The following is a 15,104-nucleotide window of genomic DNA, read 5'->3' on the forward strand; positions in this document are numbered from 1 at the left end:
ACTACTCAGAACTTCTTACCTAATATGCGGACCGAATTGAGAACAACCAGCAAAGCCACTCCGACATCGGCAAACACCGCCGCCCATAGCGTGGCAAAGCCAAAGGCGCCCGCAATCAGAACCAATATTTTCACGGTGATGGCACCGATAATATTTTGCATCACAATCCGTCTTGTGGCCCGTCCGATGGAAATGGCTGTCACCACCCGCGACGGTTGGTCGGTCTGGATAACTACATCTGCACTTTCGATAGCGGCATCCGAACCCAGCCCTCCCATCGCAATCCCCACATCACTGAGAGCCAGTACGGGAGCGTCATTCATACCATCGCCCACAAAGGCTACGGACACGTCCGGGGCAGAATTGAGCTGTTCCAGATGGACGGCCTTATCTTCGGGAAGCAGGTCACCGTAAGCCTTGTCAATGCCCAATTCTGCGGCAAAGATATCAACAATCTCCTGTTTATCACCAGATAACATTTGAATATTATCTATTTTTAAAGCCTTTATTTTTTTTATAGCATCCGTGGCATCCTCCTTCAGAGTGTCCGAAAGCAGCAGGCAACCGGCATATCGCCCGTCGATGGCACAGACTACGACAGTGGCTACACAGTCCATCAGTTCTCCGGGTACGGATATCTTGCGGTCCTTCAACAGGCGGATGTTGCCGACAAGGACTTTGCGGCTCCCTACTTCGGCCTCCAGACCATAGCCTGCCAGTTCATTCAATGTAGTTACTTCCAGAGGTTCCACACCCCGTTCGGCCGCGAAGCGGGCAACGGCTTGTGCCACAGGATGGGTGCTCTTCTTTTCTACAGACAGCACCAGGCGCAGCAATTCATCTTCCGGCAGACCGGCCGCCTGTATGGACGTCACGCGGAAACTGCCGGTGGTCAGCGTGCCTGTTTTGTCGAAGACGATGGCATTCACGCGGGTGATGGCATCCAGATAATTGCTTCCCTTAAACAGGATACCCATACGGGAAGCCGCCCCTATTCCTCCGAAATAGCCCAACGGGATGCTGATAATCAGTGCGCACGGGCAGGATATTACGAGAAACACCAAGCCACGATAGAGCCAATCGTTGAACACATAGTCGAAGCCCGGATGCACCGCCGCAACAAGTGCGGGAAGGGCTACTATCAGGACAGCCAGAAGCACGACTATCGGTGTATAGATGCGGGCAAACCGCCGGATGAACAGTTCGGCAGGCGCTTTGCGCTCTGCTGCGTCCTGCACAAGGTTGAGGATGCGTGCCAGCGTGCTGTGGTCGTAAGGTTTCGTCACCAGTATGCGCACTGCCTGTCCGCTGACAATCATACCGGCAAGGACATCACCGCCTGCGGAAACATTACGGGGCATGCTCTCCCCGGTCAGCGCCGAAGTATCGAAAACGGCCTGCGGGTTTTGCAGAGTTCCGTCCAGAGGGACACGTTCTCCGGGTTTTACTTCAATGGTTTCTCCCACATTGACGTCACGGGGAGAGACTGTGCGGAGCGTGTTTTCACGATATACATCCACCCGTTCGGGGCGCACATCGAGCAGGCCGCGGATATTGCGGGTAGCCTGGTTCACGGCTTTATCCTGCAACATCTCTCCCAGGGTATAGAGTAGCATCACGGCAAGCGCTTCCGGATATTCTCCGATATAGAATGCTCCGAGGGAAGCTAAGGCCATCAGGGAGAATTCATTGAACCAGTCTTTCCGCAAGATGCCCTCCCATGCTTCGCGCATCACAGGAAGTCCCACGGGCAGGAAGCCCAGCAGGAACCAGCAGAATTCAACCACCGGATGGTTGAATCCTACCCATTCCTGATGCTGGAAGATGATACCCGTGATAAGGAATATACCTGATAGCACCGGAGCTCCTATCTTACGAATCATAGATTGCTCTTTCTCTTTGCTCTGCGGAGAAGTATGTGTATGTGCACAACCACACTGACATTTTGTTTCCATAATCTTAATCTTATTATTTTGTCCGGTGCAAAGGTAAGGGATGGGGAGTGCAACCGGGTTGCAAAGGTGATACAGGAATTCATAGGTCTCTTCATCCGGGTATAGATGAATTCAATCAAATACATACTCATATAGCTCAAATTTCATAAGTTCTATGAACTTCGTGTAATATGTTTATTATAGCTAATGAAGTACGATTTCAATCGCACAGCGTAACCTTTTTCCAAAAACATTGTTACCTTTGCAGAAGTAGCATCATACTAAACAATAAGGAGGTAGAATTATGACAACATTAGAACTTGAAGCCAATAAAGCTCGCCTGGCACACGCCATACTGAGTATTGATAACGCCTCATTGTTAGCAGAGGTAAAGAAAAAGCTTGGCGATCTATTGACCATAAACGGTCCTGCGGTTAAAAGCAAGCCCAGACATACACGCCCTATTTCCAAAGAAGTGCAGGATATGGTGATAGGAGAGCTTCCCGCAGATATGGATATAGAGAAAGAGTCTGATAAAATGTGGGAGGATTTGGCCAAATGAAGGTGTTGAAAGGAGTATACCATCAGAAAACACAAAGAGTAGCTGTTCCTGACCGGACAGCCACTCTATGCTCTATTACCTGAAGTGACATAAACACAACGTGTTATTCCGCATTCTTCTTCAACCAATCCACCCTGCGCATATCAGGCAGATGCTTCACCTTAAAATTCTCAAACTTAACCTTAAATCCATCTCCGTCCGGGCAGGCTGCCATCACCCCCACCTTAACGGGAATATTGTCTTGTAACCATGCATTGCGCATCATTATATACGTCTTATCATCAAAGGAATAGAAGATTTCAACCGCATCCAGACGACGGACTGCCTTAATCCAGATATATGGAACCGGCTTATCCAGAGTAATCACACTCCAATCACTTGTCTTATGAGTGACTACTGTACTCAGATTAAACTTTCCGTCCACAAACTCTATACCTGCTTTGATATAGTTCTCATGGTCGATGCGGAGCATTAGTCCCGCCTGGTCGAAACGCTCTTTATAATCACCTGTTATCTTCACCTTCGCCTCGAACTCGCCACCATAAACCGAATAATAGAAAGGAGCGTCATCTACCGTAAAACCATAATGGGAGATGCGCCAGTAATCGCTTTGCGGAGTGACAAACATCGAAAGGGTTTTATCTTTTATCTCCCACTGTTCGGGTTCATTAAACCATTGCATTTTCTCTAACGTCTGCGCAAAAGAAGTTTGCGCCACAACAGCCATCAACAGGCCAAAAAGTAATTTCTTCATTTTCCGTGTTATTTTAATTAATCGTTATTCTTATATCTGACGAACCACCCGGCAAGGATTACCGACAGCCAGCACATTGGCAGGAATACTCTTTGTAACCACACTTCCGGCACCAATAATCGTATTATCACCAATCGTCACTCCCGGCAACACACAGACCTGGGCACCAATCCACACATTATTTCCGATAGTGATAGGATAAGCATATTCAAGCCCTTGGATTCTCTGTTCCGCATCCAAGGCATGTCCGGCAGTATAGAAACCACAATTCGGAGCCACAAAAACATTATCGCCAAATGTAACTTTAGCTCCATCCAGAATGACGCAATTCACATTCGAATAGAAGTTCTCCCCTATTTCGATATTATATCCGTAATCACAATAAAACGGCTGTTCTATCAGGAAAGATTTTCCGGTCTTACCAAACAGTCGGCGGATAATGCTCTCCCGTTCCTTCTTCTGTGAAGGGCGCAAGCTATTCAGTTCATAACATACTTCTTTGCAAGCTTCCCTCTCCGACACAAGCTCTATATCATTATTGGCATCATACAATTTCCCGGCTTTCGCTTTTGCTTTTTCACTCTCCATAATTTATTGCACCTAAATAAATAACCATTAGTTTTCATTACCTTTGCAAAGGTAAAGGCTTACAGATAAGTCGGCAATACTGATTAATAACCATTTTTCCATCTCCATACCGTATGGACATCGTAAATAAACTGAAAAAAGAGCTACTGAAACAAGCGTTCACCGAAGAACAGAAACAGACGGAACGCCTGAATGAGTGCAAACATATAGCTTCCATATATGCACAAACCGAAAATGCCATAGCGGTGTTGAGCGATATGAAAGCCAATATTAGTTATATTTATTACGGCGGAGTAGCCGAGAAACTGGGACTGGCAGAACGAAATACCGCCAAGACCATTCAGTCGATATGGGAAGAAGAAATATTCAGTCACATCCATCCGGATGACTTACAAGAAAAGCATTTGCAAGAACTCCGCTTCTTCCACTTTCTGAAAAGTGTTCCGGAAAAGAAACGTCCGGACTACTACCTTATACACAATATGCGCATGCGCGATCATTCAGGCAGGTATGTACACATCTTGCACAGGATGTTTTATATAGCGAGCCACTCAAACGGAAGTGTATGGTTATCCTTATGCCTTTACAACTTTTCAATGGATACATCGTTAAGTTGCACCATTCTTAACTCGGCAGACGGGCAAACCCTCGAACTGGAAAAGCAGAATTGCAACGACCTGTTGTCAGAGCGGGAAAAAGAAATCCTGCAATTGATAAATAAGGGAAAAATGAGTAAGGACATTGCCCAGACATTATCCATTAGTATAAACACCGTAAACCGGCACCGGCAAAATATCCTGGAGAAACTTCAGGTAAACAATTCTATTGAAGCTTGCCGGATTGCTAAAGAATTGCACTTGTTATGATAAGAGAAGTAAAACCGGGATTAATATTAACTCACTAAAGTACATTTATGAAAGCAAAATTCTTTTTAAGCTGTATAGCGCTGGCAATCTTGTTCAGTGCATGCAATACCACCAACCGCACCCCGAAACAGAAGATAGAACAACAAATAGATTCCCTTCTGAAAGATAAGAAAGCTACGGTAGGCGTTGCCGTACTCGCCAATGATGAGACTGTAGCCGTTTATAATAACCAAATCCATTTCCCCCTGTTAAGCATCTTCAAGTTTCATGTGGGACTGGCTGTTCTGGATAAGATGGATAAAGGGCATATTGCTTTAGATAGTCTTATTGAAGTGAAGTCTTCTCAACTGACGCCCAACACATACAGTCCGTTAAGAGATAAATTTCCCGATCAGAATATTACAATTTCTCTCGGAGAGTTGCTAAAATACACCATTTCGAAAAGCGATAACAATACATGTGATATCCTTATAGAATATGTCGGCGGTATAGAGCAAGTAAATGAGTATGTGAAATCATTAGGAATAAAAGATTGTAATCTTGCGGCAACAGAAACCCTCATGCATACCTCCGGAGATGCTTATCTGAACTGGAGTACTCCGGAAGAAGTAGTCAGATTATTGAATATAGCCGACAAGCAACCCTTATTTGGAACTCAATACAAAGACTTCCTTCAAGCAATCATGCAGGAAACTTCTACCGGCAAAGATAAGCTGAAAGGCCAGTTACCCGCTGACGTAATCGTAGGTCATAAGACAGGTTCTTCCGACCGGACTCCGGAAGGGATAAAGATCGCTGATAATGATGCAGGCTTTGTTATCCTGCCCAACGGACAGAAATATTATATAGCTGTCTTCGTGATGGAGTCGCAGGAAACCGATGCAGATAATGCAGCTATCATCGCCAGTATATCCCAAATTGTATATGATACTTTAAACTCAGATATCCAATGAACAAGAACACTGATCCCCACTGGCTCGAATGGGCCAAGGAATTACAATTCATAGCTCAGGCAGGACTGACCTACTCCCGCGATCCCTTCGACATCGAGCGTTTTGAACGTATCCGGGAAATATCGGCAGAGATCATGAGCCATCAAAGCGATCTGCCGATAGAGAAGGTAAAAGAATTATTCTGCAATGAAACCGGTTTCCAAACACCTAAACTGGATACCCGTGCCGCCATCTTTAAAGACGGGAAAATACTCCTGGTAAAGGAAAAAGCCGGTGTATGGTCTATGCCCGGTGGCTGGGTAGACGTCAACCAAAGCATCAAAACCAATACAGAGAAAGAAGTTAAAGAAGAAGCCGGACTGGATGTAAAGGCCGTACGCCTGATTGCTTTGCAGGATAGAAACCTGCACAACGTGCCTCCTTATGCATACAATGTCTGCAAAGCCTTTGTTCTTTGCGAAGTTACAGGCGGGAGTTTTCAAAGCAACATAGAAACAACTGAAAGCAGATATTTTTCTATGGATGAGATACCGGAGTTAGCCGAAGAAAAGAACAGCAAAGAACAGATAGCCATGTGTTTCGCCGCCTATCAGGATGAAAACTGGAAGGTGCTATTCGACTAAAACGACAACCCGTAAAAAGTAAAGATATGAAGAAAGAAACCACTCCTCTCCGCCTGATTTATCCGCAATGGCAAGGCGGAATTGTAGATCACTGGATGCCGGATATTCCGGCAGAAGACTCTTCCAGAGGTTATTATTTAGGTGCCCAGTTACTGAACCTGCTGGCTCCGGACAGCAATCAGAAAACCGTGGAAGTTCCGGTATCTGCTTGGGAATGGGTGACGAAGAGATTATGAACTTACTGCCCGGTAAGTTTGACGCTTCCAAAGCATTAATCGTAGGACTGCGTTCATGGGACAAAGGCATGCAGGAACGACAAAAGGAACTGAGCATAAAAGGTCTGGCACCGAAAGAAACAGCGGACAACAGTTCCGCCATTATGGAATGGCTGAAAAATACCGAAGCTTCCAAGGTTGTCATCCACTTTGACCTGGACGTGATAGATCCTGCCGACATGATAGCAGGTGTCGGCGTAGAACCGGACGGTATGAAGACCGAGGAAGTAGTCCGCGTGATTAACGACATTGCTTCCGAATATGACTTGGTAGGATTGACCATAGCCGAACCAATGCCACGTATCGCTATTAAAATCAGAAATATGCTGAACCAGTTGCCTTTATTAAAAGAGTAAGAAAAGAGAAACTCCGGGTTACCGCTGCTGCTTATGACGGTTATGGATATGCCAAACGGGAAATCCTGAAAGACACGCTTGCCCTAAGGTTCACAAACGCTTCCATTGAGTTACTTTCCGTGGCTGGTAGGCATTCTGCTCTCCTATTGTGTACTGACTCAACTGGTAAAGAACTGGTATATCAGAAAGTTTTCGGGTTGGTTATAAAAGAATGCCCTGCTTTTCTTCTTTGTCAGACGATACTGGCGGATGAAGAAAGCCGGGCTATTAGTATCAACAAAACTACAGTGTCATTATTCAGAAAAAGACTCGTCGCATACTTCGGTGACTTGTTCATAAGGAATACATCCATAGCTGCGGTCGTCCAGATAACGCAATGCTACATACGGTACGTCTGCCCCGGAAACATACATTTGCAATATAGATATGACCTCCGCCATACGCGAAGTGAATGAGCCATTTCGTTCATTATAAACCTTCACCCACACACGGTCTCCTCTTTTGATGGAAAGTTCTATATTCTTCATAAACAGTATAATTAATGCGTTTATTGGAATTACTTGCATAGTAACGGCAAACTACCATTTGATGCAGACCGGAAAGGCGTTTTCAGACGGTATCATTTTATGGTAAAAAGAAGATTTCCTGATAATAAGGTACGTAAAGAAGCATTCCACTTTCAAAGGATAAAGCGGAAACACGATTCCTTTTGCCTGCTGGGGGAAAAAATCGAAAGCTGTATGTATCAGGGACTAATTTTAATATTGTTTTTGCTGTCCGATATAAGATTTATTCATATTTTGTTAGGGTTTGTTTGCTTTTCTGTCAAAAAAGACGCAACTTTGTAGCTGCTATTTGCCGTTACTATGCAAGTAATTTCACCTCAACGAAGTGCCATACAGCATATTAAATCTGCCATCTTTCTTCTTTTTACTTTTCTTCACCAAGGAAATCACTTGCCTGTTTATTCTATCTATCACCTCCGCATCAAACGGTTTCAGATAAGTCATCGTCACCCGAATGGACGAGTGCCCCAACGACTGGCTTATCAGTCCCACAGGTACACCACTATGATAAGCAAGTGTAGCCCATGTATGGCGTGCGGTGTACGAACTTACGGAAACACCAGGCAATAACTGTTTCATCAACCGCGCCAACTCCCGGTTGAAATGCCGTAATGTTTCTTGATAACGGTGGTGATGTTCCTCCATGAACAAGCCACCATGCAGCAACGGGAACAGATATTCCGAATCCGTCTTATCCCTGTACTTCTGCAACAGCCTCATCGCATCGGGCGGCACATCCACCACCATCAGTTTCCCCGTCTTGTGCCGACGGTAAGTGATGCGCCTATTTCTTAAATCCGACTTCCGCAAGTGTGCCAGATCAATGAACGGCATACCACGCAACATGAACATCAGCAAGAAGTAGGTAAGCACTTGCTGTTGACGCAGTGTCAGCACACTAAAGTCTGTATTCCTGAGCTGCTCCATCTGCTCTGCCGTCAGCGCCCTCTTGGTACGCGACTCCACTTTCGTATAAACATCCTTGAACAGCACCGGATTGTACCCCTCTATGCCCGGTGACATCCAGCGATTGTATACCGCCTGCAACGTACGCATGTAAGTGGAGATCGTGTTCGGACTGGACTGTTGTCCAGCCAGCCAGTCCTCATACTCTTTCAGCCTCTCAGGGGTAAAAATCTCCTGCATGGACAGGGAAGCAGTGGTATTTTTCGGATATCTTTCCTCTGCACAAAACTTCTCATAGGAACGCAGCGTGCAAGCATAAACATGCATTGCCGGGAACTTTCCTTCCCGCTTCAGCATCCCGATAACTTCCGGCATGTAGAGCCGTAAGTCATCTTTCGCATTTTTTCTTTCTACATTCATAAAGCATTGATTTTAATTACATGATTCAAAAAACTGCTTGTACCACAGAACGTACGTGCAGTAGTAATGTTTATGAGCGCCAAAGATAAAGCTAAAGGAATCCGGCAAGAGAATATTTATAAATTATACGAATCAGGTATTGAATTTGATTTATCACGGAAAAGAAAGAGTTAATTCAACCCCTGATTCTCATAAATTGTGAAATAGTAGTAATTCTTTCCCTCCCCGTTGAACTAATGCCTTGTACACTCTGTTCTCTGACCAAAATAGAACATTAATTTAGTTTTTAACCATTAAACCTGTTTAATTATGACATGTAAAGATTCTCACTTTTTGATTGGCCTTGGAATAGGTTCAATCTTTGGAGCACTGGCTTATGGCTTTGCCCGCAGTGCAAGAGCAAAAAAAATGAAAGCAGAAGTATTCGATGCTCTGCACAGAATTGAAGGACATACCGAATGCCTGATTGAATCTGCTAAAGAAAAGGCATTGTATGCCGGAGAAAAAGTCGCTGACAGAGTGGCCAATGAAACATCTGTCATTGCCGAAAAGGCTAATGATATCAAAGGCAAAGTGCACTCTATGGCTGATGAAGCTAAGAAGTAATCAATCTGTTCATTATCGCAAAACAGAGGGAGGCGGGATATCATACCTACACTCTCTCTGTTTTTCATTATATACTTGTGATTGAATGGGCCTCACTCACCAACGAAGCCGGATAATCGCAGATTTCCAATATCTTAATTGCATTATGCTCGGTCGCAACTCCGCGTTTCAGCTTGTAATCGAAAGACAGGATACCATCTTTCACCGACTCGCTGAAATAGTATAATTCGTATTCATTTTCCAGCATATCGGCCAGTTCCAGATCGTGCGTAGATACAAATACCAGATTATCACTTTTCACCAGCCAGGAAAGCACAGCTTTCGAAATCGCTATCCGCTCCTTGGTATTGGTTCCTCTAAACAATTCATCGAGCAGGAAGAGATGATTCCCATGACCGCTTTCATCTACGAAATCTTTGATAGTCGTCACTTCCTGCATAAAGTAACTCTTATTTTCCATTAGGTTATCTCCCTGGTGAATGGAAGACAGAAGAGAAATTCCGGTATTTATCTCAAAGACTTCCGCGAAACAGGTATGAAGTGTTTTCGCTGCCAACAGATTCACTCCTATCGTACGCATGAAACAGGTCTTACCTGCCATATTCGAACCGGTTATCAATGCCGATTTCTCATGAAGCACCATATCGTTCGGAATACAGTTTTCTATCAGAGGATGATACACTGCCTGTGTACGCAATCGCTCCCCTGCCCTGTTATCTCCCGGCAGACAGTAATAAGGTAGCTCCTCCCTCAAGATGGCAACAGACAAAATAGAATCCAGAAAACCGATGAAGCGGTAAACATTGTGGATAGCCGTCGCCTTCTCCTTCAACAGATGAAAAGTTCTGCCTACCGCATACGCCTCGTGGAGAAAGAATACCCGGATTAATTCCGCTACCATATAAAACATAATAGCCATGTCGTTATCCAGACTGAGGTTGAAACGGAAATAAGAGATATACTTCTTCAGACCTTCCACAGCTTTCAAGTCAGTCGTGATAGAAGGATTTACAGAGATAAATTCCTTATTCTGCGCCAGCTTTCCCGCCTGTCTTATCATCTTCAGAAGGTGAGGTATGGAGAAAAAGTATCTCTGGATTTTTGCCTTATTACGATAGTGCAACACTGCATTTGCCACGAATGAAAAGACAAATAAAGTAAGAAACACTCCCGAATGAGTGAGCAGCATCAGAGCCAGAAACAGCAAAGGCAGAAACCGGCAGATATTAATAAGAGCCATCTCCTTGGCACCAATTCCTGTATTATCATTTTCCAGAATGGATACGATGGAATAAGCATCCGGTTTATCCAGTTCTTTCAGTGTATTGCTTAAAAGAGTACGCAACCCCGTATGAGTTGCCAATGAAGACAGAAGTGCTTCCTGCTTTTCCATGCCGGAGGTTTTATCCGATAGCAGAAGATAATACAAATACTGCCTGCCTATGCTGGAATGACAATAATCTATTTCGGCAAACAGGTCATCCAGATTCAGGTCGTCAATGCTGTTAGCAGATAAACCGGTTTCGCCTTCGGCATTCCTATAAAGGAAATAGTTCGCAATTTCGGACATGGTATATTCTTTATTGTTCAGTAACTGTTTTGTGTATTTATTCAGCCTCTTCCGTATCAAGGCAGAAAGGATGTCCTGCCGGATCAAACATCGTTCGTGAAGTCCTGAAGTACTGTTCATCTGCCTGCCGGGCTCCCAACTGAATGGCATAAACCACAGCCTCCTCCAGATTTTCCACATAGAAATCAAGATGAAGCATTTGTCCCTGCTTACCTTCTTTCCAAGGCCATACAGGTGGCTGGTACTCTTCAATCTCCTGAAACGCCATCACCATACCGGATGGAGAAGTGATAGCCGCCCAACCATTCGCACGCTGATGTGTCAGCTCCCACCCCAGCAGTTTACTGTAAAACTCTGCTAAAACTCCTGCATCTTTACAGTCAACCACTATATTCATCTTATAGACTAAAGATTTCACATTTGATGTCATAAAGCCCTGTTTTATAATCAATTTATTGAGTAAACAACGGGAGATCCGGACTTCTACATCCGAACCTCCCTATTCTATACTCCTATCTACAAATACAAGTTTTACTTTATCCGCAATGGAAATACTTATTAACCAGTTTCAGCATTTCCTCCTGATTGTCACGTACTTCACTACGTAAAGTACGATCTTCATAGGAACGCAATTTACTGATAATTCCATCGACCATTGCAGAACTAAATACATGATACTGTTCGAAAATAGCACGCTGTTTTTCCAGGCAATCGGCAGAAGCGGCACAGCTATCAGGGAGTTGAGCCAATTGTTTCAGTTTATCCTCATTTTCCTTCTTATGAATATTCACATTCACATAGGTCTTTTCCGCAATCTCCAAAGCATTTTCAATTTCAAAACCATGACGGCATGCTACGGCCAATCCGGCTATCAGTTGGTACAAATCGGCAGAACCGTCCGGAGAGCGCATTTCCACAGTTTGTTTCTGTGTAGTATCATAGTGGCTGGGAGCTTCCAATGGATTAGCCAGCATACACATATCTGTCTTTGCCGACCATCCAAGCGGAACACGTACCAATACGGAACGGTTACGGTCACCCCAGCAAATATTTGTCGGAGCTTCCTGATGCGGCACCAAACGGAAATAAGAAGTAGGATTCGTATTACCAAAAGCTGTAATGGAAGGTGCAAGCTCCATCATTCCCGCAATAGCTTTACGGGCAGTTTCAGAAAGTACGCCATCTTTCAACATCTGGTTTTGACCGTCTTTCATAATACGCATATGGATATGCAATCCTGAACCGGCCTTTCCAGCAGTAATTTTCGGAGCAAACGTAATGTCATACCCATATTGATAGGCCAGATTACGGATAACCCATTTCGCAATCATCAACTGATCGGCAGCCAGGTCGGCACGTACCGGTAAGAATTCAATTTCATTTTGCTCATAGATTTTACCGTCAAGCGTGAAGTTACCTACCTCGGAATGCCCGTATTTGATCTGTCCGCCCGCCTTTGCAATATGCAGCATACAGTCGGTACGGAAATCATTGAACTTGGCATAAGGAGCAGATTCATGATAGCCACGTTGATCAGTGGCAGGGAACAGTCCACTATCTTCTGATATCACATAATATTCCAATTCGCCCATAGCCTGGAATTCCATTCCGGTTACATCAGTAAAGGCTTTGCAAGCTTTACGCAACGTATATTCCGGTGAGCTTTCCAGAAGTTCGCCATCTTTATTGAAGTAAGAGCAAAGCATGGAAAGTGTTGTGGTTTCAGCAAAAGGATCAATAAAGGCTGTGCAAAAACGCGGCACTACATACAAGTCGCTACTGCCCGCTTCAATAAATGGGAAAAGGCTTGATCCGTCTACACGCTCACCACAAGTCAGTATGGCATCAAGATAAGCAGCGTCGTTAATGACAAAATTCAATGTTTTCAGTCGCCCGTCTGCAGCGGGATACATGAAGTTCACCATGCGAATATCGTTCTCCTTGATATAAGAAATAATGTCTGCTTTCGTAAATTCGGAAGCCGGTTTTTGAAGAGCAGCCACCAGTTGGTTGGCACTCATCGATAGTTCATGATTCATACGTTGGTTGTTTTTTAAGTTATTGTATGGTTAACAATGTGTTGTCATGCAATGATTCCCCACAAAGATAATATTTTATAATAACTTCAATATATATGATACTCAAAAAAAGAAATAGAATGAAGGTTTGGCAAAAGGTGATGAGATAAACTATTTGTATATCCGGGTTGTTATAATAAGAAAAGTTATAGGGAATAGTAACCCGGGCTACTATTCCTTTTTTCCGTCATATCCCCACTTTACATAAATAGCACCCCAGGCAAACCCTGCCCCAAATGCAGTAAAGATGAGGTTATCGCCTTTCTTTAGCTTATCTTCAAAATCCCAGATACAAAGCGGAAGTGTGGCAGCACTCGTATTACCATAACGCTCGATATTAACCATCACTTTCTCGGTTGGAATCTCCAAGCGTTGCGTTACAGCAGTGATAATGCGCTGGTTGGCCTGGTGTGGAATTACCCAGTCAATATCGTCTTTACTTAAATGGTTTCTTTCAATGACAGCTTCACAAGCATTAGCCATATTGGCTACGGCATATTTAAAAACCGTACGCCCTTCCTGATAAATGTAATGCATATGATTTTCCAGCGTATAATACGAAGGAGTACATACAGAACCACCTGCTTTAATATGTAGGAAAGGCAGTCCCTTACCATCTGTTCTCAGCACTGAATCCATTACACCTAAATCTTCCGTAGTAGGTTCCAGCATAAAGGCTGCCGCACCATCACCGAAAATGGGACAAGTGGCACGATCCGTATAATTTATGATTGAAGACATTTTCTCAGCTCCTACTACGATAATCTTCTTGTAGTTTCCCGAGCGAATAAAGTTTGCTCCCGTCTCCAGTGCATACAGGAAACCGCTGCAAACCGCCTGTACATCGAAAGCAAAAGCACGTTTCAATCCCAGTCGCTCACACAGAATGGAGGCTGTAGAAGGTAAACGATAGTCAGGAGTGGTAGTAGCTACAATCACCAGATCAATTTCATCCGGTTGAGAATTCGTACGTTGCATTAACTGTTTGGCAGCCTTGCGGGCCATATACGAAGTTCCCAGTCCCTCTTCATGCAAAATACGTCTTTCCTTTATGCCTATACGTCCCATAATCCATTCATCGGTGGTATCGACCATTTTGGAAATCTCATCATTGGTCAGGATATAATCGGGTACATATCCTCCGACTCCTGTAATTACTGCGTTTATTTTCTCCATAAACTCTACCTAGTTTAGTAAATTCTGATTATAGGGACAATTATATATAAGTGATACTTAAGAAAATGCGGGCGCAAATATACAGAAAAGACTATGAATTCCAAGAATTGGCCAAAAACACTTTGGTCTTTTACCAATGAAAAGGAATAATTGACCAAAATTTCGTTGAATATTATTTCTTAATCCAAATATTAACGATTTCTGAGATAAACATTTGATGTTTGGAAGGTTCGTTTTTATAAGCTTCTTCCATAATTTTTGATTTATAAGGTTCGGTCAGGTTGGCATAGTCCAACTCTTGAACAAACATTTTTTTGCACTCAATAATCATTCGTGCTTCTTCAAAGCTCATTAATCCTAAAGGAGTTTCCAGAGAAGTAAGTCCGGCCTCTTTCACCTTATCCGTATTCCTTCCTGACATTGTACCGCATATACGCAGGGCATTGCGATATTTTTCATTAAAGAAGCTGAGGGTGAAACTCTCATGCTGTTGGAGGAATTGATAAGTATAGCGGGTATCGCGTATAAAAATAAAGGTAGAAGGACGTTCCCAAATGTATCCCATACCACCCCAACTGGCAGTCATTGTATTGAAAGAGTTTTCATTGCCTGCCGTTACAAGCATCCACTCTTTACCAATCAGCTGAATCACATTGTCGGGCAAATCGGAGGCTTCAAGTTTATCGTAACGAGATTGCCAATCAGTAGAGGTTACACCACTTTCGGAGGATTCGGAAGTTTGATCATTTACCTTCTTATCACTGGGATTCGTGCAAGATGCAAGGAATAAGAAAAGACTGATTACTGGTAATAAAATAGTTGTTTTCATTGATATAGGATAATTAAGTTATGAATCATTTAGTGTGCTCAA

General features: G+C 43.7%; 15 protein-coding genes and 2 pseudogenes. 7 read left to right on the forward strand and 10 right to left on the reverse strand.

All coding sequences use genetic code 11. The features are described from left to right. Positions 1-5 precede the first annotated feature (5 nt). Positions 6-1,955 (reverse strand): heavy metal translocating P-type ATPase, encoded by a 1,950-nt coding sequence (locus BACINT_RS17005; RefSeq protein WP_007665268.1) that lies wholly within the window; start codon positions 1,953-1,955, stop codon positions 6-8. Between the two features lie 283 nt (positions 1,956-2,238). Here BACINT_RS17005 and BACINT_RS17010 point away from each other — a divergent pair, with 283 nt between their 5' ends. Continuing rightward, positions 2,239-2,496 carry a hypothetical protein gene (locus tag BACINT_RS17010; protein WP_007665270.1) on the forward strand — a complete coding sequence of 86 codons (258 nt, stop codon included), beginning with the start codon at positions 2,239-2,241 and terminating at the stop codon, positions 2,494-2,496. Positions 2,497-2,599: 103 nt separating this feature from the next. Here the strand turns inward: BACINT_RS17010 and BACINT_RS17015 are convergent, their stop codons facing one another. Beyond that, a complete protein-coding gene (locus tag BACINT_RS17015; RefSeq protein ID WP_007665272.1) occupies positions 2,600-3,250 on the reverse strand; it encodes a DUF1349 domain-containing protein in 651 nt (216 codons plus the stop codon). A 30-nt stretch (positions 3,251-3,280) separates the two neighbouring features. Further along, a complete protein-coding gene (locus tag BACINT_RS17020) occupies positions 3,281-3,838 on the reverse strand; it encodes a sugar O-acetyltransferase (protein ID WP_007665276.1) in 558 nt (185 codons plus the stop codon). 113 nt (positions 3,839-3,951) lie between these two features. On the opposite strand from BACINT_RS17020, the gene BACINT_RS17025 reads away from it, so the two are divergent. The 5 genes and pseudogenes from BACINT_RS17025 to BACINT_RS24845 all read left to right on the forward strand — a co-directional run. Continuing rightward, positions 3,952-4,704: a response regulator transcription factor gene (locus tag BACINT_RS17025; RefSeq protein WP_007665279.1), complete on the forward strand. Its 753-nt coding sequence runs from the start codon at positions 3,952-3,954 to the stop codon at positions 4,702-4,704. A 47-nt stretch (positions 4,705-4,751) separates the two neighbouring features. After that, positions 4,752-5,657 (forward strand): class A beta-lactamase, subclass A2, encoded by a 906-nt coding sequence (gene bla, locus BACINT_RS17030; protein ID WP_007665281.1) that lies wholly within the window; start codon positions 4,752-4,754, stop codon positions 5,655-5,657. Then, the gene (locus tag BACINT_RS17035) at positions 5,654-6,280 is read left to right on the forward strand and encodes an NUDIX hydrolase N-terminal domain-containing protein (protein WP_007665283.1); all 627 of its coding nucleotides are present in this window, start codon (positions 5,654-5,656) and stop codon (positions 6,278-6,280) included. Before bla ends, BACINT_RS17035 begins: the two co-directional genes overlap by 4 nt. Positions 6,281-6,306: 26 nt before the next feature. Beyond that, a pseudogene (locus tag BACINT_RS17040) lies at positions 6,307-6,911 on the forward strand (arginase family protein). Between the two features lie 87 nt (positions 6,912-6,998). Next, positions 6,999-7,118, forward strand: a pseudogene (locus tag BACINT_RS24845) (cation transporting ATPase C-terminal domain-containing protein); the annotation flags it as partial. A gap of 86 nt (positions 7,119-7,204) precedes the next feature. Here BACINT_RS24845 and BACINT_RS17045 read toward each other — a convergent pair. After that, on the reverse strand, positions 7,205-7,438 hold the full coding sequence (locus BACINT_RS17045) for a hypothetical protein (protein ID WP_118308124.1): 234 nt from the start codon (positions 7,436-7,438) through the stop codon (positions 7,205-7,207). Between the two features lie 351 nt (positions 7,439-7,789). Continuing rightward, complete coding sequence (locus tag BACINT_RS17055; protein ID WP_007665289.1) at positions 7,790-8,803, reverse strand: tyrosine-type recombinase/integrase; 1,014 nt, start codon at positions 8,801-8,803, stop codon at positions 7,790-7,792. 309 nt (positions 8,804-9,112) lie between these two features. Here BACINT_RS17055 and BACINT_RS17060 point away from each other — a divergent pair, with 309 nt between their 5' ends. Then, positions 9,113-9,409, forward strand: coding sequence for a hypothetical protein (locus BACINT_RS17060; protein WP_007213302.1), 297 nt, complete (start codon positions 9,113-9,115; stop codon positions 9,407-9,409). Between the two features lie 67 nt (positions 9,410-9,476). Here the strand turns inward: BACINT_RS17060 and BACINT_RS17065 are convergent, their stop codons facing one another. From BACINT_RS17065 to BACINT_RS17085, 5 genes are all read right to left on the reverse strand, one after another. Further along, positions 9,477-10,979 carry a MutS-related protein gene (locus BACINT_RS17065; protein WP_007665290.1) on the reverse strand — a complete coding sequence of 501 codons (1,503 nt, stop codon included), beginning with the start codon at positions 10,977-10,979 and terminating at the stop codon, positions 9,477-9,479. A 37-nt stretch (positions 10,980-11,016) separates the two neighbouring features. After that, positions 11,017-11,409 carry a VOC family protein gene (locus tag BACINT_RS17070; protein ID WP_007665291.1) on the reverse strand — a complete coding sequence of 131 codons (393 nt, stop codon included), beginning with the start codon at positions 11,407-11,409 and terminating at the stop codon, positions 11,017-11,019. A gap of 106 nt (positions 11,410-11,515) precedes the next feature. Further along, the gene (locus BACINT_RS17075) at positions 11,516-13,018 is read right to left on the reverse strand and encodes a glutamine synthetase family protein (RefSeq protein ID WP_007665293.1); all 1,503 of its coding nucleotides are present in this window, start codon (positions 13,016-13,018) and stop codon (positions 11,516-11,518) included. A gap of 210 nt (positions 13,019-13,228) precedes the next feature. Continuing rightward, positions 13,229-14,233: a beta-ketoacyl-ACP synthase III gene (locus BACINT_RS17080; protein WP_007665295.1), complete on the reverse strand. Its 1,005-nt coding sequence runs from the start codon at positions 14,231-14,233 to the stop codon at positions 13,229-13,231. 172 nt (positions 14,234-14,405) lie between these two features. After that, the gene (locus BACINT_RS17085) at positions 14,406-15,062 is read right to left on the reverse strand and encodes a flavin reductase (protein ID WP_007665297.1); all 657 of its coding nucleotides are present in this window, start codon (positions 15,060-15,062) and stop codon (positions 14,406-14,408) included. Positions 15,063-15,104: the final 42 nt, after the last annotated feature.

The organism is Bacteroides intestinalis DSM 17393, from assembly GCF_000172175.1.
GTDB classification, from domain to species: Bacteria; Bacteroidota; Bacteroidia; order Bacteroidales; family Bacteroidaceae; genus Bacteroides; species Bacteroides intestinalis.